Origin of the sequence: Pseudofulvibacter geojedonensis, from assembly GCF_042675745.1 — a bacterium.
GTDB classification, from domain to species: domain Bacteria; phylum Bacteroidota; class Bacteroidia; order Flavobacteriales; family Flavobacteriaceae; genus Pseudofulvibacter; species Pseudofulvibacter geojedonensis.
This window is the reverse complement of record NZ_JBHTJM010000006.1, coordinates 265,715-283,041: the sequence shown is the minus strand read 5'-3', so window position 1 is coordinate 283,041 and position 17,327 is coordinate 265,715. Positions and strand designations below refer to the sequence as shown.

Sequence of the window (17,327 nt, the reverse complement as noted above, 5' to 3'; positions counted from 1 at the left end):
AAATGGAAAAGTCTATTGAAACAATTTGGGAAAACGGATTTTTAAACAATCAAGATTTAATTGCTCCAAGGTTGAATGAAATCTATAATAAGAAGTCACAACACATTGTGGAGGTTCTGGTAAAGAAAATGGAGAATGAAGTAGTTTTGCTTTTTATTATCACATTTTTTAATCTCGTATTAGGTAGTATTTTGGCTAAGAGTTTTGTGTGGGGTATTATCTGTGCTTTAACTGTAATTCCGTGGATATTTGTGGCTAAAAAACAATTGCAAGCAATTAAGCATATAGAGTTTACAGTTAATTGCTATGATTATTTAAAGAGGGTGCGCGAAAAATTAAAACAGATAACGATGTTTAATTTTAAATTATCGGTACTAAGTGTACCTATTGTATTAACACCATTGCTTATTTATACCTACTTTAATAATATAGATAAAACCTTTGGTGAAATAATGGGTAATGCTAATTTGGGGGGCTCAAATAAATTGATATTTATTTTTATACCAGTTGTAACTATTCTTAGTGCTTTGTTTTTTAAAATAATGCTTCGATTAGGAAATAAAACAGCTAAGAAGATAGAACAAATTGTAAAGGATATGGAAGAATTAAGAGCAGTTTAGTCTTTAATGTTTTTTAAGTAGTAAGCATATAAATCATCTGCTGATGCTCCAAAAAACTTTTTAATATAAATAGTCCAAAAATGGTATTGTAACTTCCAAATCCCGTTAGACTCGTATCGCCTTGCTGAGGTTGTAATCCATTTTTGTATTACAGTAAATTGACCAATATTATATAATTTATTAATAAAATCTTGATCTTCATATACGGTGAATTTTTCGTCAAAACCGTTTAGTTTTTGAAATAGTTTTTGAGTAATAAATAAGCTTTGATCACCGCCCCTACAAGCTTTGTTATTAAATTTAGTTAACCAACCTGCTAGTAATAACCACCAGTGTTTAGAATTGAATTTCATTCTAAAACATCCTGCCAAGTTATTTTTAGAAACCTCATTTATAATAAGCTGGTCAAAAGCTTTAGGAGGAAAAGTATCTGCGTGAAGAAAATACAGTATCTCTCCTTGAGCGTTCTGAGCTCCAATATTCATTTGTTTGGCCCTACCTCTTTCAGAATGTAGTAGCTTTATTTTATTGTTAGTATGGGCTAATTCTAGAACTAATTGTTGGGTGTCATCATCACTACCACAATCAATTACTAAAATTTCTTGGACTTTTGTTGTTGATGCATTGTTTGTTAAATGTTGCAGAAGCTGAGTAATGTTCTCAGCTTCATTTAAGGTAGGTATGATGATTGAAATCTTATTCATTTAAATCCCAGTTATATTTTAAGTAAGATTTTTTGGCGTTAGAATTAATCTTAATATCAGAATACTTATTCAGGTAGTCAATTAAAGAGCCTTGTGTTTTAAAGTCTTTACCAAACCATTGAAATATTTTAGACAGCTGAATTCTATCCGAAGAAATTTTATTTCGTTGAGTATCGTTAATAAAACGCTTGGCTAAAAAATCTAATTCTTGGTCTACATTAGCAGCAGTAAAAGCTTTGTTTAATATTGGTGGACAAGAAAAAGAAGCACAATTAATTCCAAAATGAATTCTAGCATCTCCCATTTTACGCAAGATTTTATGCTCTACCTCGTTTAAATTATACCATTTCTTTCCAAGTTTAAAAAATCGAGCATCCCATGCATCTTTAATGTCTTTAATGCTGTTGGTTGGGTAGTTGTCTATAATCAATTTAATGGTAAAGGCATTGTATACATTCATCCAATAAGCTAATTTGTCATTATGAGTCCAATTGTCTTCTGGTAAATTGGTTTCAAGTGTTTTTAAATAAGTGTTAAAAACACTTTTGTTATTTATAAAACCTTTATAGTTTACATTTCCGTTTTCAGAAACGTTTTCTTGTAAAAGCTTATTAAAAACCGAATGATCTACAACTTCTTTTTTTAAGGGGATTGACTCTATTTGTTTATTAGGATCTGTAAGAGTCTCCTCTTTTTGTTCAATTATTTCTGCAATTACAACAGTATCTTTTATTGAAGATACTTTTTTTTCTATAGTGTCGGCTATAACAACTATGGTTTCGTTATTTGACTTTGGATTGTTTTCTACTGTTTTTTTTGTAGAAGAGCAAGCAATTAATGTAGCTGTAAGAATAGTTGTAAATTTCATCATTATCTTTTTAATTTAATGGGGTAAATTTCCTGTTGAATAAAATCTTGAGGGAAATTCTCATCCTTATCAAAACCTAGTTCAATATTCATTCCATCTTTAGGAATGTAGTTGGTTTTGAAAAGATAATCCCAAATACTCAAAGTAAGTCCGAAATTAACACCATACCTTACAGGTAATTTTTTACTGTGATGCCAAATATGCATTTTTGGGTTATTAAAAATATATTTAAGGATACCATAATCCCAGCCTAAATTAGCATGGTTTAAGTGGCCAATAGTCAATGCAAAAAAATGAACTATAATTACATCTTGAGCATCTAAACCTCCAATGATTGCTAGTGGTATATAAAGTAAAGTTTTGTAAACAACTGTTTCCATCCAATGAAAGCGTAAATGAGCAGCAAACCCCATTTCTTTGACAGAATGGTGTACTTTGTGAAATTGCCATAGAAAATCAAATCGGTGTAATAACCTATGAGTGTTCCATTGTGTGAAATCTGACACGAGAAAGAATAATAATAAGCCCAACCACTTAGGTAAAGTATCTATATCGAACAACTGAAAGTTGGAAATATTCAATCCTATTTTAGATAAAAAGTCGTTAAACAATTTTACTGTTGAAGAAGATAATGCAGCAAAAACGATTAGATTAAATATGAAAAAATTAAAGAACATATAAAAGGTGTCTAACCAAAAATCTTTTCTGAAAATAGATTGGTTTTTTCGCCAAGGGAATAAAATTTCTAATATCCAAACAAGAATAGAAACAGCAATAAGAGCATAGAAATAGTTTTCTAAATCAGGATTCAATATTTCATGTTTTAGATATCTCCAATATCCAGAATAAGCTTTTTTAACAGCATCTAAATAGTCATTCATGTAGTAAAAATACAATATTATATTTGAGTTCTAAAGGCAATTTTACGAAACATTGTTAATAGGAATAGTGTAACAAAGTAGAAATAAAACTGACTTATATTTTAAAGTTATGAAGGATGACATAGATATTGAGAAATTATGTTAATTAAGAAACTGTTTGGTTTTGTTTAACAAAATTTTAAAGTTTTTTCATCTTAACATTTGATAATTTGTACTAGTGTTAAATAATATCCAATCCTAATCAAATTGGATGAACACTAATTGTCCTAAATAACTATAAATTTTGATCAAAAAACTACTAAAAATTGACTGTTAATAATAGATTTACAGAATTCGCTGGCGAGTTAGGATGTGTAGATATTTATCATCATCCGATAGAAATAAATAATGAAGGAAAGACATATTATTTATTTGGTATTATAGATTCTTGTACTCAAATTGTATGGGTAGAGCTCATAGAAGATTTAGAGGCTTTATGTTTAATGTTTAAAACATTAAAATGTTTTACTGTTTTTTCAGATTATTACAATATAAAATTTAGAGAACTTCTTTCTAATGGTTCAATAGAAGAAGTGCTGAAAGGAAGCACAGATAGAATTAATCCTTTTGATATGTTATTGATCGAAAAGGGGGTTATACATAAAAAGGGACAAGGTTCTAGCTATGCAGAAGTATTAAATGCTAACATTAAAGAATTCTGGGCAAGTTTACATATTGACTTGATAAAAGGAACTATATATGAAGATAAGGATGAATTGAAAAACAAGATTATTTCTTATTTGTATTATTACAACGAAAAAAGAGTGCATAAAAACTTACGAGGTATGACACCTACAGAGTTTAATAAAACATGCCCTAGACACATATAAGATAAAAAAGGAGTTTACCAAGTAAACTCCTTTTTGTTTTTAGCAACATCCTCCTCCGTCATAATGGTAGGTAGATTCAGAGAAATAAATATCATCTCTATTCAAGGCTTTTAAAGCAGCAGCCGTTTTGTCGCAAATAGCTAATGGCTGGTTTTTAAGTAAAATATGTCCTTGTTTATCGTCAAAGTAATCTTCTTCTCCATAATAAATTGCCGCTTTTCCCGTAAAAACACATGGGCCATCTGCAGGCATAGGATCTTTAATAGCTGCAACTTCAATAGATTCTATGTAAATTAATTCGTCTGTAGGATAATTTTTTGGATCTAAGATTCTATATGGTTTTCTAGCTCTTATTTCTATAGTTCCAAAACCAGCATCAGTTAACATTTTAACGTACTCGGCAATAGGTAAACTACCACTTAAGCATAAAGCTCGTAATCTTTCGTCATTTCGTAAAGTTTCGTTCATAGGTTGCTCACAGGTAGGATCGCTCATAACCAATCTTCCATGAGGTTTTAAAACACGATACATTTCAGCAATTGCTTTTTTTAAATCATCTGTTTTAAAAATATTAAACAGACAATTCTGTGCTGCAACATCTATAGAGTTATCTTCTACAGGTAGATTGAGTGCATCTCCTTTCTTTAGGTCAACAAATTCACTTTTAAACCAAGAGTTTTGTTCTTCTGCTACTTTAAAGTTTTTTCTAGAAGCTTCTAGCATTTCATCAACAACATCCACACCTACAACACCCCCTTTTTGACGATTGAAATATGAAAATTGTAATAATTCCATTCCTCCTCCAACTCCTACGTAAAGCATTTTAGGATTGTTGGTTAAATCTCTTGCATGAACAGTACTACCACAGCCATAATTCATTTCTTGCATGATTTTAGGTATTTTTAAACCGGGTAGTTCCCAAATAGGATTTGTAGTACAACATAAACCAACATCTGGGGTTAAAGCAGCTTCTTTGTATACATCGTGTGTAGTGTCTAAATAACTCATATTCTTATATTAGGTATTACAACCTTTCTCATTAGATTAATTGTAATATTAAATTGTTTTTATTAATTCTTTAAATAGTAAAATCATTTTAGGCTCAGCTTCACCAGCTATAGCAATTATTTCTGCAATATTTACTGGTTGTAAGTTGTCTGGGTCACATTCGTCCGTTAACACAGATACGGCTACAGTTTCTAATTTTAAATGTTTAGCAACAATAACTTCAGGTACAGTACTCATTCCAACTGCATCAGCTCCCATTAGTCCTAACATTCTGTATTCGGCTCTAGTTTCTAATTGAGGGCCTAAAACACCTACATAAGTTCCTTCATGCAACACTAAGTCGTAGGTACTTGCTATAGCTTTCATTTGAGTGTTTAAATTTTTAGAATATGGCTCAAGCATATCTGCAAACTGATCGCCAAATTCGCCAACATTTGCAAAAGCTAATGGAGAACTTCCTTGTAAGTTAATATGATCTTCTAAAAGCATTAGGTCTCCTTTTTTATAATTCAGGTTTATAGCACCAGCAGCATTAGAAATCAATAATTTTTTTATTCCTAAACTATGCATGGTTCTTATGCCATAGGTAACTTGCCAAGGATTGTAGCCTTCATATAAATGAAACCTACCAGACATAACAATTACTTTTTTATTTTCGATTGTACCGTAAATTAATTTGCCCGAGTGAAATTCTACAGTTGCTTGTGGAAAGTGTGGAATGTCTGAATAAGGAATTTCCTTTATGATATCTATTTCGTTGATTAATTTACCCAATCCAGTTCCTAGTACGATTCCAATTTCAGGAGATTCAAACCCTTTAGATTTTATATATTGAGTTGTTTCGAGTAGTTGATCTTTTTTATTCACCTAGTTTATTTTAATTATAAATGAAGTCTTAAAATTATAACATTCCTTACGATGTGCAAAAAATGTTTTTTTAATTCATTTTTGTTCAATACTCAAACAATGTTAAATGGAAGATTGAAGAACTAAATATTGATTTAAAAAATGTATAAGCTAAGAATGTGTTATTGCAAATTTTAGGTAACTAAGTAGTAAAAAAAAAACAGCCACTGCTTTGGGGTACAGTGGCTGATATGTTTAGTGTTGGGGCTAACTAAATTATTATGGTTTAGTTACCACTACTTTAGATGTAGTAGTAATAATTTCTGTTTTATTTTTTTTATCGGTTGATTTACAGTACCTTTTTTTACAGCTCCATCCTCCAGCACAAGAAGTTAGAAACGTTCCGATTGCGATAATTGCGATTGCTTTTTTCATAATAGTTAGGGTTTGTGGTTAATATATTAAGGGTAAATTAATTTCTTTTAAGGCTGAACAACTACTTCCTCTTTAGTTGGTAGTTTTGTTATTTCAGTTTTAGATTTTTTATTAGTGGTGTTACAATACCTTTTTTTACAGCTCCATCCTCCAGCACAAGAAGTTAAAAATATTCCTATTGTTATAATTGCGATAGCTCTTTTCATAATTACTGTGTTTAAGTTATTGTTATTTTACATGTCTTTTTATCGACGTACGGTAATAAAACCAGTTGAAATGCATTTACCCTACCTTTTAAAATTATTTTTTTTTAATTTTTTTTCTGAAACCTAAATTTTATTAGTAAGATATTGTAGTACCTTTGCCTTAAATAAAGCAGTGAATATGAGCCATAAAGCAGGTTTTGTAAATATTATTGGTAATCCTAATGTGGGTAAATCAACTTTAATGAATGCCTTTATAGGTGAGAAGTTATCTATTATTACTTCTAAAGCGCAGACTACCAGACATAGAATTTTAGGAATTGTTAATGGAGATGATTTTCAGGTTGTATTATCTGACACACCAGGTATTATTAAGCCAGCATATGAATTACAAGAATCTATGATGGATTTTGTTAAGTCTGCTTTTGAAGATGCAGACGTTTTGCTTTATATGGTAGAAATAGGAGAAAAAAACCTAAAAGATGAAGCTTTTTTTAAGCGCATATCTCATTCTAAAATTCCGGTACTATTATTATTAAACAAGATAGATACGTCCGATCAAGAAAAGTTAGAAGAACAAATGCAATTTTGGTCAGATAAAGTTCCTAATGCAGAATTATACCCTATTTCAGCATTAGAAAATTTTAATGTAAAAGAAGTGTTTAATAGAATATTAGAATTATTACCAGAATCACCTGCTTTTTATCCTAAAGACCAGTTAACAGATAAACCAGAACGCTTTTTTGTTAATGAAAATATTAGGGAAAAAATATTAATGCATTACAAAAAAGAGATTCCTTATGCTGTAGAGATTGAAACTGAAGAGTTTTTTGAAGATGAGGAAATTATTAGAATACGTTCTGTTATCATGGTAGAGCGCGAAACTCAGAAAGGAATTATAATAGGGCATAAAGGGTCGGCTTTAAAAAGAGTCGGTGTAGAATCTAGAAAAGATTTAGAAAAGTTTTTTGGAAAACAAATTCATTTAGAATTATATGTTAAAGTCAATAAAAATTGGCGCAGTAATTTAAGACAACTGAAACGTTTTGGTTACAATAACAAATAAAAAACTAACATTCTTTTAATTAGTAGTTAACGATTTACTAATTCTTGTTAAGCAATTTTAACCCACATTAAAATTAATTAACAATGAAAAGAATAATCTCAAGTTTGCTAATAACAGCATTGAGTTTTGTATCGTGCAAAACAGATGACGATGCTACAGGAAATCAACCATCACAAACATTAAACCTATCTAATTTAACAATAGAAAGAATAGGTGGTTTTACTAACGGAAGTGGAAATGAAGGATATGCAGAAATTTCTGCCTTTGATCCCATAACAAAAAAGTTATTTGTAGTAAATCCGGTAGATAACGTAATATCTGTTTGGGATATATCTAATCCTAACAATCCAGTTCAAGGAACATCAATAGCTTTAACATCTAATCCAAATAGTGTATCGGTTAATGATAAAAAATTAGCTGTTGCATTAGAAAATAGTAATAAGCAAAATCCTGGATACTTAGCTTTGTACAAAACAGATACTCAAGAATTAGTTGCTACATATAATGCAGGCGCATTACCAGATATGGTAACATTTAGTCCAGACGGGAAATATCTTATTTCAGCCAATGAGGGTGAACCAAATGATGATTATACAGTAGATCCAGAAGGAAGTGTTACAGTTGTTGAGCTAGAAAATGGAGTTACTCATCAGTTAAATTTTACAAGTTTTAATGGTCAAACTATTGGAAACGATTTTCGAGTTTTTGGTCCTAATGCTAGTCTAGCTCAAGATGTAGAACCAGAATATATAACAGTTTCTTCAGATTCTAAATATGCCTACGTATCACTTCAAGAGAATAACGGTATGGCAGTAGTAAACCTTGAAACAAAAAGCATCAGTTCTCTTTTTGGTTTGGGAACAAAAAACCATAATCTACCAAATAATATGATAGATGCTAGTAATAAAGATGATATTATAGGAAACTTTAAAAACTGGCCAGTTTATGGTTTTTATCAACCAGATGCAATAGATTATGTGTCAATAAATGGTGTTGGGTATATTGTATCAGCTAACGAAGGCGATGCTAGAGATTATGATGGATACTCAGAAGAAGAAAGAATTAAAGATTTAACCTTAGATCCAACAGTTTTTCCTAATGCGGCAGAACTTCAAGAATTGGCTAATCTAGGAAGGTTAAAAACAACTACGGCTAATGGGGATGTAGATGGCGATGGCGATTATGATAAGTTATATTCTTATGGAGCAAGGTCTTTTAGTATTTGGGCTACAGACGGAACACTTGTATATGATAGTGGGGATATAATTGGAAAAAAGAATTATGAATTAAATTCAGGTTTATTTAACTGTGATGATGGAGAAGCAGACGGAAGGAGTGATGATAAAGGAGCAGAACCAGAGGCAGTTACAACGTTACGGGTTTTAGATAAAACATTGTTGTTTGTTGGTTTAGAGAGAACAGGGGGAGCAATGGTATTTAATATAACAAATCCAACATCTCCAGAGTTTGTGTCTTGGGTTTATGAAACTTCAGATGTAGCTCCAGAAGGATTGTTAGTAATACCTGCAAACGAGAGTCCTAATGGTAAAGATTTATTAATAATAACTAACGAGGTTTCTAATACTATTAGTATATATGAACTAAATTATTAGTAAGAAATTAAATTTGTATTTTATGCCCTCAATTAATTTATTGAGGGTATTTTTATGTTACTATTTTTGGCAATCGTATTCTTGTTTTTTATGATTTATTATATTACTAATAAAAAAGAAGTAATAGTTCAAAAGTTTGGAGGAGACTTAACCACAAAGCAAAAAAATCTTTTACTAGAAAATGTACTTTACTATAAGAACTTGACTGAATTAGAAAAAGAAAGTTTTACTAAAAGGGTAGCTTTTTTTCTAAAAACTACAACTATAAAACCAGTAGATTGTAAAGTAACAGATTTAGATAAGATTTATATTGGAGCAAGTGCTATAATTCCGGTATTTGGTTTTGATAATTGGAGGTATAGTAATTTAAAAGTCGTATATGTTTTTCCTGATGCGTTTAATGAAATTTTTCAGTATAAGGGAAATAGAAATAATAGAAGGATATTGGGAATGGTTGGTACAGGTTATTTGCAGTATAAAATGATACTTTCTCTAAAAGCACTGCGGCATGGTTTTGAAAATAAAACAGATAAAAACAATACAGCTATACACGAGTTTGTTCATTTAATAGACATGGCAGATGGGACTATAGATGGTCTTCCTTCTAGTATAATAGAAAAGCCTTATACACTACCTTGGTTAGATTTAATTCATAGAAAAATAGAAAAGATAGACGATGGTAAATCAGATATCAATCCATACGGAGCAACTTCTAAAGTAGAGTTTTTTGCAGTTGCAAGTGAGTATTTTTTTGAAAGACCCAAACTATTAAAACGCAAGCATCCAAAACTATACAAAAAGCTATCAATATTTTTTAAACAAGACTTAGCTTCATAAGAAGTTTAATTATCGTTTAAAAAAGACTATTTTTGCACAAAATTTAAGATTATGAGTAACATTGTTGCTATTGTAGGAAGACCAAATGTTGGAAAGTCAACTTTTTTTAATCGTTTAATTCAAAAACGAGAAGCTATTGTTGATGCTGTAAGCGGTGTTACTCGAGATCGTCACTACGGAAAATCTGACTGGAATGGAAAAGAGTTTTCACTTATAGATACTGGTGGGTATGTTGTAGGAAGTGATGATATTTTTGAAGCAGAAATAGATAGACAAGTAGAGTTAGCAATAGAGGAAGCCGATGCTATTATGTTTATGGTCGATGTAGAGTCTGGAATTACTGGAATGGATGAAGAAGTAGCCAATTTGTTACGTCGTGTTAATAAACCAGTTTTTTTAGTAGTAAATAAAGTAGATGCAGCAAATAGGCTTCATGATGCTGCAGAATTTTATTCATTAGGATTGGGTGAATATTATCCTATTTCTGGGATAAATGGTAGTGGATCTGGAGAGTTATTAGATGCATTAGTAGCCGCTTTGCCAGAAAAAGAAGAGGAGGATGAAGAAGATGAATTGCCACGATTTGCAGTGGTAGGTAGGCCTAATGCAGGAAAATCGTCTTTAATCAATGCGCTTATTGGTGAAGATAGATACATAGTAACAGATATAGCAGGAACTACTCGTGATGCTATAGACACCAAATATAATCGTTTTGGTTTTGATTTTAATTTAGTTGATACAGCAGGAATAAGACGTAAAGCTAAGGTAAAAGAGAATTTAGAATTTTACTCGGTTATGCGTTCTATTAGAGCAATTGAGCATAGTGATGTTTGTTTGTTGGTAGTTGATGCTACTCGAGGTTTTGACGGGCAAGTTCAAAATATATTTTGGTTAGCAGAAAAGAATAGTAAGGGCATTGTTATACTAGTTAATAAATGGGATTTGGTAGAGAAAGACACTCAAACCACCAAAGCCTTTGAAAAACATATTAGAGAACAAATAGCTCCTTTTACAGATGTTCCTATTGTTTTTATATCAACAGTTACCAAACAGCGAATTTTTAAAGCTATAGAAACTGCTGTAGATGTTTTTAAAAGCAGAAGCAGGAAAATACAAACGAGTAAGTTTAATGATTTAATGCTACCAATTATTGAACACACGCCTCCACCTGCTTATAAGGGTAAGTTTGTAAAGATTAAGTATTGTATGCAATTGCCTACCAAAACACCTCAGTTTGTGTTTTTCTGTAATCTTCCTCAGTATATTAGAGATCCTTATAAGCGTTTTATAGAGAACAAATTGAGAGAGCATTTTGATTTTTCAGGAGTGCCTATTAAAGTGTATTTTAGAAAAAAATAAATTGAAAACCATCTTAGTATATTCTAAAAAAAATAGTGCTAAGATGGTTTTACTCGCCCCAAAAAATCTTTATGGTTGTACTACTGATGGGTCTATTTCATAATTCAATTCAGTAGCATTACAGTATCGCTTAGTACAGTTCCACTTGCTTGCTCCGCAACTTGCCAGTAGAAATAACATTAGGCAAGCTAATGTAAAAACTTTCTTTTTCATAGTAAATATAGGTTAAGTTAATAGTCATTATTTATTGGTTAATATAAATTCTGTTCTTCTGTTAGTTTGGTGCTGTTCCTCAGTACAATTTGTATCACATTTAATAAGTAAATTACTTTCTCCAAATCCTATTGCAGTTAATCTGTTTTTAGATATACCTTTGTTGGCTAAGTAATTTAAAGCAGCATTGGCTCTTTTTTGAGATAATTTTAGATTGTATACAGAAGTACCTCTATTGTCTGAATGAGATCTAATCTCTAAATGATATTCTGGGTGTTTTCTCAATATACCTGCTACTTTATCTAGTAGGTAATAAGATTCAGGTTTTACAGTAGATTTGTTATACTCAAAGTAAATTTTATCTAACTTGATAAAGGTTTTATAATCCAAGGTAATTATTTCTGGCTCTTCGGTATGCAGGTATAAATTTTCTTTATAAGTATAGTTTTTAATTTGGTAAGCTTTAAAAGGAGAGTTAAGTGTAAAATACCCTTCCTTTTCAACATGAATAAAATAGCGATCAAGTGAATTGAGTTTATTAAATGTATAATATCCGTTTTTATTTGATTTAGTTGTACTTAGTATATTTCCTTCTTCATCAAGTAATGTAATTTTTGCATCAGGTAAAATAATATTGGTTTCATCGTCTAACACGTAACCTGAAAGATCTTGGCTAGGAGGATTTAAAATTATTTTATAAATATCAGTTCCTCCATGTCCATTTAACCTATTTGAGGTAAAATATGCTATTTTGTTATTGGCCATAACAAAAGCGTAGTCATCTTGAGCACTGTTAATATCTAAACCTAAATTGATTGGTTGAGTAAATTGATGATGAACAATTCTACTTTTATATAAGTCTAACCCTCCAGTTGAATGATGTCCAGATGAAGCAAAGAATAAATATTTCTTATCACCTGTTATATAAGGTGAACGTTCATCTCCTTCAGTATTAACCTTTTTTCCTAGATTTAATGGCTCTCCGATAGTTTTATCATTCTTAATGTCCGCTACATAAATATCGTAACCTCCAAAACCTTCTTTTTGAGAATTAGAGCAAAAATATAAGAGAGAACCTTCGGGGTTTATGTATAAATCTTTAATATCTAAATACGGTTGGTTGAGACTAAAGTTAAGTAGTTCTATATTTTTCCATTTACCAGGTTTTTTAGCATTAATGGTTGCTTTATAAAGCTGATAGTTGTTTTTTGAGTTAGATTTAGTAAAATAGGCTGTTTTTTCGTCAGGAGTAAAAATAATAGCACCAATATGAGCATTTTTTGCATTTAAACTTGTAGAAAAAAGTAAAGGTCGTTTTAAATCACCACTTTGTTTAATATCTAAGCAGTAAACTTTAGAGTAAGGTTGATTGGTTATTTCGTCTTTTTTAGAAAAAGCTCCAACTTTTCTCGAAGATATAATTAAAAATTTATCTTTAAAAAAAGTAGCTCCTTTTTCGTCGAATTTAGTGTTGATGCCAGCGTCTAAAACGGTATAGGTTTTTAGTTCTTTAGATAGATTGTTAATATAAACATTATCTAATAAGTGGTCTTGTGAAAAAATAAGTAAAGGTAGGAGTAGCGTTACGAGAAATGTAGTTTTATTCATCACATATATACTTGTTTTTGTGTTGTTTAATAACACGTGTTAGTTAAAATATATGTGTAACTATTGTAAGGTGTTTAAGTCTCAAAAAGTGTAAACTCGAAAGGAGTAGGTAAGCCTAAAGTTAATGAAAATATATGTAACAGTCAAGAAAACAGTTGATTATAGGTTTTCTTTTATTTTTTGTAACTCAGCTTTTATGTGTTCTAACTTTCTAATCATTTCGAAATTCTGCAGTATTTTAAATTTCGATTCTTTTAAGTGAATTTTAGCTCCATCTAAAGTGTAGCCCTTATCTTTTACAAGGTGATAAATAAGTTGAAGGTTTTTTACATCTTCTGGAGTAAACTTTCTATCTCCTTTAGCGTTTTTTTTAGGTTTTAGTACATCGAATTCTTTTTCCCAAAATCTAATTAAAGAAGTGTTTACGCCAAAAGCTTTGGCAACCTCACCAATTTTATAATATCTTTTTTCGGGTAGATTAATATGCATAATTTAATCAAGAGATTGATTTTCCTGAGCGGCTTTTTCAAGCATAATTTCATACTCTTCCGGACTCAAATCACCATGATAAAAGTTTACAGGGTTAATTGGTTTGCCATTTTTGTGTACTTCGTAGTGTAGGTGTGGTCCTGAGGATAAACCAGTATTTCCTACATAACCAATAATATCACCACGTTTTACTTTTTTTCCTTTTCGAGTATTAAATTTATTTAAATGAGCATACTTGGTCATGTATCCAAAACCATGGTCAATATAAATAACTTTTCCAAAACCAGAAGCTCTAGAGGCTTTGGTAACAACCCCGTCACCAGTTGCGTAAATAGGAGTGCCTTTAGGAGCAGTAAAATCCATTCCGTTATGCATTTTACGGTATTTTAAAATAGGGTGTATACGCATTCCATATCCAGAGGCAACCCTAGTAAGATCTTTGTTTTGTACAGGTTGTATAGCAGGAATGGCAGCGAGTAATTTTTCTTTATCTTTTGCTAACTTTTCTATTTCATCTAGAGAACGAGATTGAACTTCAATCCCCTTTAATAAAATATCGATTCTTTTAGCAGAGTTTTTAATTAAATCTGAATTGGGCTGGCCTTCAAATTTTTTATAGCGATTAATCCCTCCAAAGCCTGCTTTTCTTTGGGCATCTGAAATAGAATTGGCTTCAAAAAAAATGCGATAAATATTTTCATCTCTATCAGCTACATTTGCTAATGCATTTTCAGCTAATTCTACCCTTTCACTTAAAAAGTTGTATTGAAGTTTTAAGTTTTCGTTTTCTCTTTTTAAAGCTTTTTCATGTGGCGTTTCAATAAAATAAGGAGAAATAATCGCGCCAGCAATTAAACATAAAAACATTGCGCATAAAATTAAAAATGTAAAAGTAAAAGCACGTCCTTTTTTACGTTCAATCTTTCTATAAGACAACGTTTCAGGATCATAATGATATTTTACTTTAGCCATAAGTTAAAATGTGCTATTTTTGCGCTTTATAAAAATGTAACGGTTCACAAATATAAAAATTGTTTTCAGTTATAATTAAAATTTAAGATAAGCTTAATATCATTCATCAATGAAATCTCAAGAAATACGCTCTAAGTTTTTAAACTTTTTTGAATCTAAAAAACATAAGGTAGTTCCTTCTGCGCCAATGGTGTTAAAGAATGATCCTACTTTAATGTTTACCAATGCCGGTATGGTGCCATTTAAGGAGTACTTTTTAGGACAGAAAAAAGTGGTAGATGCTCGTGTAGCAGATTCTCAAAAATGTTTACGTGTTTCGGGTAAGCACAACGATTTAGAAGAGGTAGGTAAAGATACCTACCACCATACTATGTTTGAGATGTTAGGTAACTGGAGTTTTGGAGATTACTTTAAAAAAGAAGCAATTGCATGGGCTTGGGAGTTGCTTACAGAAGTATATGGTATTTCTAAAGATATTTTATATGTGACTATTTTTGAAGGAGATGAAAAAGAGGGGCTAGCTAAGGATACAGAAGCATATGATATTTGGAAACAATACATTGATGAAGACAGAATTCTGTTGGGTAATAAGAAAGATAATTTCTGGGAAATGGGAGCACAAGGGCCTTGCGGACCATGTTCCGAAATCCATATTGATATTAGATCTCTTAAAGAGAGAAATTTAGTAGATGGTAAAATGTTGGTAAACATGGATCATCCGCAAGTTGTTGAAGTGTGGAATTTAGTTTTTATGCAATTCAATAGAAAAGCAGATGGTTCTTTAGAGAATTTACCTAATACGCACATCGATACTGGGATGGGATTTGAGCGTTTATGTATGGCTTTGCAAGGGGTGAAATCTAATTACGATACAGATGTCTTTACACCCTTAATTAGAGAAATCGAAACCATTACAGGGGTAAAATATGAAACGTCTAACAATCCTGAAGATGAAAAGGATATAGCTATTAGGGTTGTTGCTGATCATGTTAGGGCAGTAGCTTTTGCTATAGCTGATGGACAGCTGCCAAGTAATAATGGTGCAGGTTATGTAATTAGAAGAATTTTACGAAGAGCGATTCGTTACGGATTCACGTTCTTAAACCAAAAAGAACCTTTTATTTATAAATTGGTTGAAACCTTAAGTCATCAAATGGGAGATGCATTTCCTGAGATTAAGGCTCAAGAACACTTGGCTCATAATGTAATAAAAGAAGAAGAACATTCTTTTTTAAAGACTTTGGAGCTAGGTTTAGTATTGTTAGAGAATATTATGAACAATGCTGGGTCGAAAACTATATCTGGAAGAAAAGTATTTGAATTAAAAGACACCTATGGTTTTCCAGTAGACTTAACGGCGTTGATTTTATCTGAAAAAGGCTTTTCTTATGACGAGACAGAATATGAAGTTGCCTTAAAAGAGCAGCAAGATAGAGCTAGAAAAGCAACAGCTATTGAAACAGATGATTGGCAAATTTTAGTTGAAGATGAGGAAGAAGAATTTGTTGGGTATGATACTTTAGAAGTAGATGTAAAGTTAACTCGTTACAGAAAAATCTCTACCAAAAAAGACGGAGATCAATACCAGTTAGTGTTTAATATGACCCCTTTTTATCCAGAAGGAGGAGGGCAAGTAGGAGATGTTGGTTATATAGAAGCTCCTAACGGAGATGTAGTATATGTTTTAAATACTAAAAAGGAGAATAATTTAATAATTCACTACACTAAAAATCTACCATCTAATGTAAACCATCGTTTTAAAGCGGTTGTAGATAAAGAGAGTAGAAGTTTGTCGGCTAGTAATCATACAGCAACACATTTATTGCATCAAGCCTTAAGAGCTGTTTTAGGAAGTCATGTAGAGCAAAAAGGATCTTTAGTAAGCCCTAAATATTTACGTTTCGATTTCTCTCATTTTTCTAAAGTAGATGCAGATCAATTAAACGAAATCGAAGAATTTGTAAACGCTCGAATTAGAGAGAATTTACCTTTAGAAGAGAAAAGAAATATACCAATGCAACAGGCTATAGACGAAGGAGCCTTAGCTTTGTTTGGAGAAAAGTATGGAGACAGTGTTCGTGCTATTCGTTTTGGGCAGTCTATGGAATTGTGTGGAGGAACTCATGTAAAGCAAACAGCTGATATCTGGTATTTTAAAATAAAATCTGAAGGAGCAGTAGCGGCAGGAGTTAGGAGAATAGAAGCGATTACTAATATGGCCGTTGGTGATTATTTTATAGATATAGAAAATAATTACGAGGCTGTTAAGGAAACACTTAAAAATGCGAAAGACCCTGTAAAAGCTATTACAAATCTTCAAGATGAAAACTCAGCTTTAAAGAAGCAATTAGAACAGTTGCTTAAAGAAAAAGCAGGAAGTTTAAAAGGAGATTTAAAAAAGGAAATAGCAGAAATAAACGGTGTGAATTTCTTAGCGAAAAAAGTAGATTTAGGTCCTAAAGAGATTAAAGATTTAGTTCATGAAATAGGAGGTGAACTGGATAATCTGTTCTTGTTTATTGGAGCAGAAAATGAAGGGAAGGCTACATTAACTTGTTATATTTCTAAAGATTTAGCAGCTGCAAAAGAATTAAATGCAGGAACTATTGTTAGAGAATTAGGAAAGCATATTCAAGGTGGTGGTGGAGGTCAGCCATTCTTTGCAACTGCAGGAGGTAAAAACCCAGCAGGTATAGATGCTGCTTTAGAAGCGGTAAAAGTATATTTAAATTAAAA

Annotated in this window: 18 protein-coding genes; 7 read left to right on the top strand and 11 right to left on the bottom strand. The window is 31.3% G+C overall.

From position 1 onward, the window contains the following. Window positions 1–2 precede the first annotated feature (2 nt). Window positions 3–620, top strand: a complete 618-nt coding sequence (locus tag ACFQ1O_RS06285) for a hypothetical protein (protein WP_377714471.1) — start codon at window positions 3–5, stop codon at window positions 618–620. Here ACFQ1O_RS06285 and ACFQ1O_RS06280 read toward each other — a convergent pair. From ACFQ1O_RS06280 to ACFQ1O_RS06270, 3 genes are read right to left on the bottom strand one after another with little or no spacing between them, the layout of a single operon-like run. Continuing rightward, complete coding sequence (locus ACFQ1O_RS06280) at window positions 617–1,324, bottom strand: TIGR04283 family arsenosugar biosynthesis glycosyltransferase (protein ID WP_377714469.1); 708 nt, start codon at window positions 1,322–1,324, stop codon at window positions 617–619. The two genes, ACFQ1O_RS06285 and ACFQ1O_RS06280, sit on opposite strands and share 4 nt — an antisense overlap. Then, complete coding sequence (locus tag ACFQ1O_RS06275) at window positions 1,317–2,195, bottom strand: DUF547 domain-containing protein (protein WP_377714467.1); 879 nt, start codon at window positions 2,193–2,195, stop codon at window positions 1,317–1,319. Before ACFQ1O_RS06275 ends, ACFQ1O_RS06280 begins: the two co-directional genes overlap by 8 nt. Further along, on the bottom strand, window positions 2,195–3,073 hold the full coding sequence (locus ACFQ1O_RS06270) for a sterol desaturase family protein (protein WP_377714465.1): 879 nt from the start codon (window positions 3,071–3,073) through the stop codon (window positions 2,195–2,197). Before ACFQ1O_RS06270 ends, ACFQ1O_RS06275 begins: the two co-directional genes overlap by 1 nt. 305 nt (window positions 3,074–3,378) lie before the next feature. On the opposite strand from ACFQ1O_RS06270, the gene ACFQ1O_RS06265 reads away from it, so the two are divergent. Then, on the top strand, window positions 3,379–3,942 hold the full coding sequence (locus ACFQ1O_RS06265) for an IS3 family transposase (protein WP_377714463.1): 564 nt from the start codon (window positions 3,379–3,381) through the stop codon (window positions 3,940–3,942). 39 nt (window positions 3,943–3,981) lie between these two features. Here the strand turns inward: ACFQ1O_RS06265 and arsM are convergent, their stop codons facing one another. The 4 genes from arsM to ACFQ1O_RS06245 form a co-directional block, all read right to left on the bottom strand. Further along, window positions 3,982–4,950, bottom strand: a complete 969-nt coding sequence (gene arsM, locus ACFQ1O_RS06260; protein WP_377714461.1) for an arsenosugar biosynthesis arsenite methyltransferase ArsM — start codon at window positions 4,948–4,950, stop codon at window positions 3,982–3,984. Between the two features lie 48 nt (window positions 4,951–4,998). Beyond that, on the bottom strand, window positions 4,999–5,817 hold the full coding sequence (locus tag ACFQ1O_RS06255) for a purine-nucleoside phosphorylase (RefSeq protein WP_377714459.1): 819 nt from the start codon (window positions 5,815–5,817) through the stop codon (window positions 4,999–5,001). A gap of 258 nt (window positions 5,818–6,075) precedes the next feature. After that, window positions 6,076–6,231 (bottom strand): hypothetical protein, encoded by a 156-nt coding sequence (locus ACFQ1O_RS06250; RefSeq protein ID WP_377714457.1) that lies wholly within the window; start codon window positions 6,229–6,231, stop codon window positions 6,076–6,078. 47 nt (window positions 6,232–6,278) lie between these two features. Then, entirely contained in the window at window positions 6,279–6,437 is a 159-nt protein-coding gene (locus tag ACFQ1O_RS06245; RefSeq protein WP_377714455.1) for a hypothetical protein, read from the bottom strand. Between the two features lie 178 nt (window positions 6,438–6,615). Here ACFQ1O_RS06245 and era point away from each other — a divergent pair, with 178 nt between their 5' ends. From era to der, 4 genes are all read left to right on the top strand, one after another. Next, on the top strand, window positions 6,616–7,500 hold the full coding sequence (gene era, locus ACFQ1O_RS06240) for a GTPase Era (protein ID WP_377714453.1): 885 nt from the start codon (window positions 6,616–6,618) through the stop codon (window positions 7,498–7,500). Between the two features lie 83 nt (window positions 7,501–7,583). Continuing rightward, window positions 7,584–9,113: a choice-of-anchor I family protein gene (locus ACFQ1O_RS06235; protein ID WP_377714450.1), complete on the top strand. Its 1,530-nt coding sequence runs from the start codon at window positions 7,584–7,586 to the stop codon at window positions 9,111–9,113. Between the two features lie 90 nt (window positions 9,114–9,203). Next, window positions 9,204–9,950: a M90 family metallopeptidase gene (locus tag ACFQ1O_RS06230; RefSeq protein ID WP_377714448.1), complete on the top strand. Its 747-nt coding sequence runs from the start codon at window positions 9,204–9,206 to the stop codon at window positions 9,948–9,950. Window positions 9,951–10,001: 51 nt separating this feature from the next. Beyond that, window positions 10,002–11,309 carry a ribosome biogenesis GTPase Der gene (der, locus tag ACFQ1O_RS06225; RefSeq protein WP_377714446.1) on the top strand — a complete coding sequence of 436 codons (1,308 nt, stop codon included), beginning with the start codon at window positions 10,002–10,004 and terminating at the stop codon, window positions 11,307–11,309. Between the two features lie 69 nt (window positions 11,310–11,378). Here der and ACFQ1O_RS06220 read toward each other — a convergent pair whose 3' ends face one another. From ACFQ1O_RS06220 to ACFQ1O_RS06205, 4 genes are all read right to left on the bottom strand, one after another. Then, on the bottom strand, window positions 11,379–11,522 hold the full coding sequence (locus ACFQ1O_RS06220; protein WP_377714444.1) for a hypothetical protein: 144 nt from the start codon (window positions 11,520–11,522) through the stop codon (window positions 11,379–11,381). 27 nt (window positions 11,523–11,549) lie between these two features. Then, a complete protein-coding gene (locus ACFQ1O_RS06215; RefSeq protein ID WP_377714442.1) occupies window positions 11,550–13,130 on the bottom strand; it encodes an OmpA family protein in 1,581 nt (526 codons plus the stop codon). Window positions 13,131–13,289: 159 nt separating this feature from the next. Next, window positions 13,290–13,619 (bottom strand): MerR family transcriptional regulator, encoded by a 330-nt coding sequence (locus tag ACFQ1O_RS06210; RefSeq protein WP_377714440.1) that lies wholly within the window; start codon window positions 13,617–13,619, stop codon window positions 13,290–13,292. A 3-nt stretch (window positions 13,620–13,622) separates the two neighbouring features. Continuing rightward, complete coding sequence (locus tag ACFQ1O_RS06205) at window positions 13,623–14,591, bottom strand: M23 family metallopeptidase (RefSeq protein WP_377714438.1); 969 nt, start codon at window positions 14,589–14,591, stop codon at window positions 13,623–13,625. A gap of 109 nt (window positions 14,592–14,700) precedes the next feature. Here ACFQ1O_RS06205 and alaS point away from each other — a divergent pair, with 109 nt between their 5' ends. Beyond that, window positions 14,701–17,325, top strand: coding sequence for an alanine--tRNA ligase (gene alaS, locus ACFQ1O_RS06200; protein WP_377714436.1), 2,625 nt, complete (start codon window positions 14,701–14,703; stop codon window positions 17,323–17,325). Window positions 17,326–17,327: the final 2 nt, after the last annotated feature.

Excerpts from the sequence above, each read along its gene's own strand:
- ACFQ1O_RS06220 (WP_377714444.1), bottom strand. The coding sequence starts at position 11,522 with ATGAAAAAGAAAGTTTTTACATTAGCTTGCCTAATGTTATTTCTACTG.
- ACFQ1O_RS06250 (WP_377714457.1), bottom strand. The coding sequence starts at position 6,231 with ATGAAAAAAGCAATCGCAATTATCGCAATCGGAACGTTTCTAACTTCT.
- ACFQ1O_RS06270 (WP_377714465.1), bottom strand. The coding sequence starts at position 3,073 with ATGAATGACTATTTAGATGCTGTTAAAAAAGCTTATTCTGGATATTGG.
- ACFQ1O_RS06285 (WP_377714471.1), top strand. The coding sequence starts at position 3 with ATGGAAAAGTCTATTGAAACAATTTGGGAAAACGGATTTTTAAACAAT.
- ACFQ1O_RS06210 (WP_377714440.1), bottom strand. The coding sequence starts at position 13,619 with ATGCATATTAATCTACCCGAAAAAAGATATTATAAAATTGGTGAGGTT.
- ACFQ1O_RS06215 (WP_377714442.1), bottom strand. The coding sequence starts at position 13,130 with ATGAATAAAACTACATTTCTCGTAACGCTACTCCTACCTTTACTTATT.
- ACFQ1O_RS06275 (WP_377714467.1), bottom strand. The coding sequence starts at position 2,195 with ATGATGAAATTTACAACTATTCTTACAGCTACATTAATTGCTTGCTCT.
- ACFQ1O_RS06245 (WP_377714455.1), bottom strand. The coding sequence starts at position 6,437 with ATGAAAAGAGCTATCGCAATTATAACAATAGGAATATTTTTAACTTCT.
- arsM (WP_377714461.1), bottom strand. The coding sequence starts at position 4,950 with ATGAGTTATTTAGACACTACACACGATGTATACAAAGAAGCTGCTTTA.
- ACFQ1O_RS06230 (WP_377714448.1), top strand. The coding sequence starts at position 9,204 with ATGATTTATTATATTACTAATAAAAAAGAAGTAATAGTTCAAAAGTTT.
- ACFQ1O_RS06235 (WP_377714450.1), top strand. The coding sequence starts at position 7,584 with ATGAAAAGAATAATCTCAAGTTTGCTAATAACAGCATTGAGTTTTGTA.
- der (WP_377714446.1), top strand. The coding sequence starts at position 10,002 with ATGAGTAACATTGTTGCTATTGTAGGAAGACCAAATGTTGGAAAGTCA.
- era (WP_377714453.1), top strand. The coding sequence starts at position 6,616 with ATGAGCCATAAAGCAGGTTTTGTAAATATTATTGGTAATCCTAATGTG.
- ACFQ1O_RS06205 (WP_377714438.1), bottom strand. The coding sequence starts at position 14,591 with ATGGCTAAAGTAAAATATCATTATGATCCTGAAACGTTGTCTTATAGA.
- ACFQ1O_RS06280 (WP_377714469.1), bottom strand. The coding sequence starts at position 1,324 with ATGAATAAGATTTCAATCATCATACCTACCTTAAATGAAGCTGAGAAC.
- alaS (WP_377714436.1), top strand. The coding sequence starts at position 14,701 with ATGAAATCTCAAGAAATACGCTCTAAGTTTTTAAACTTTTTTGAATCT.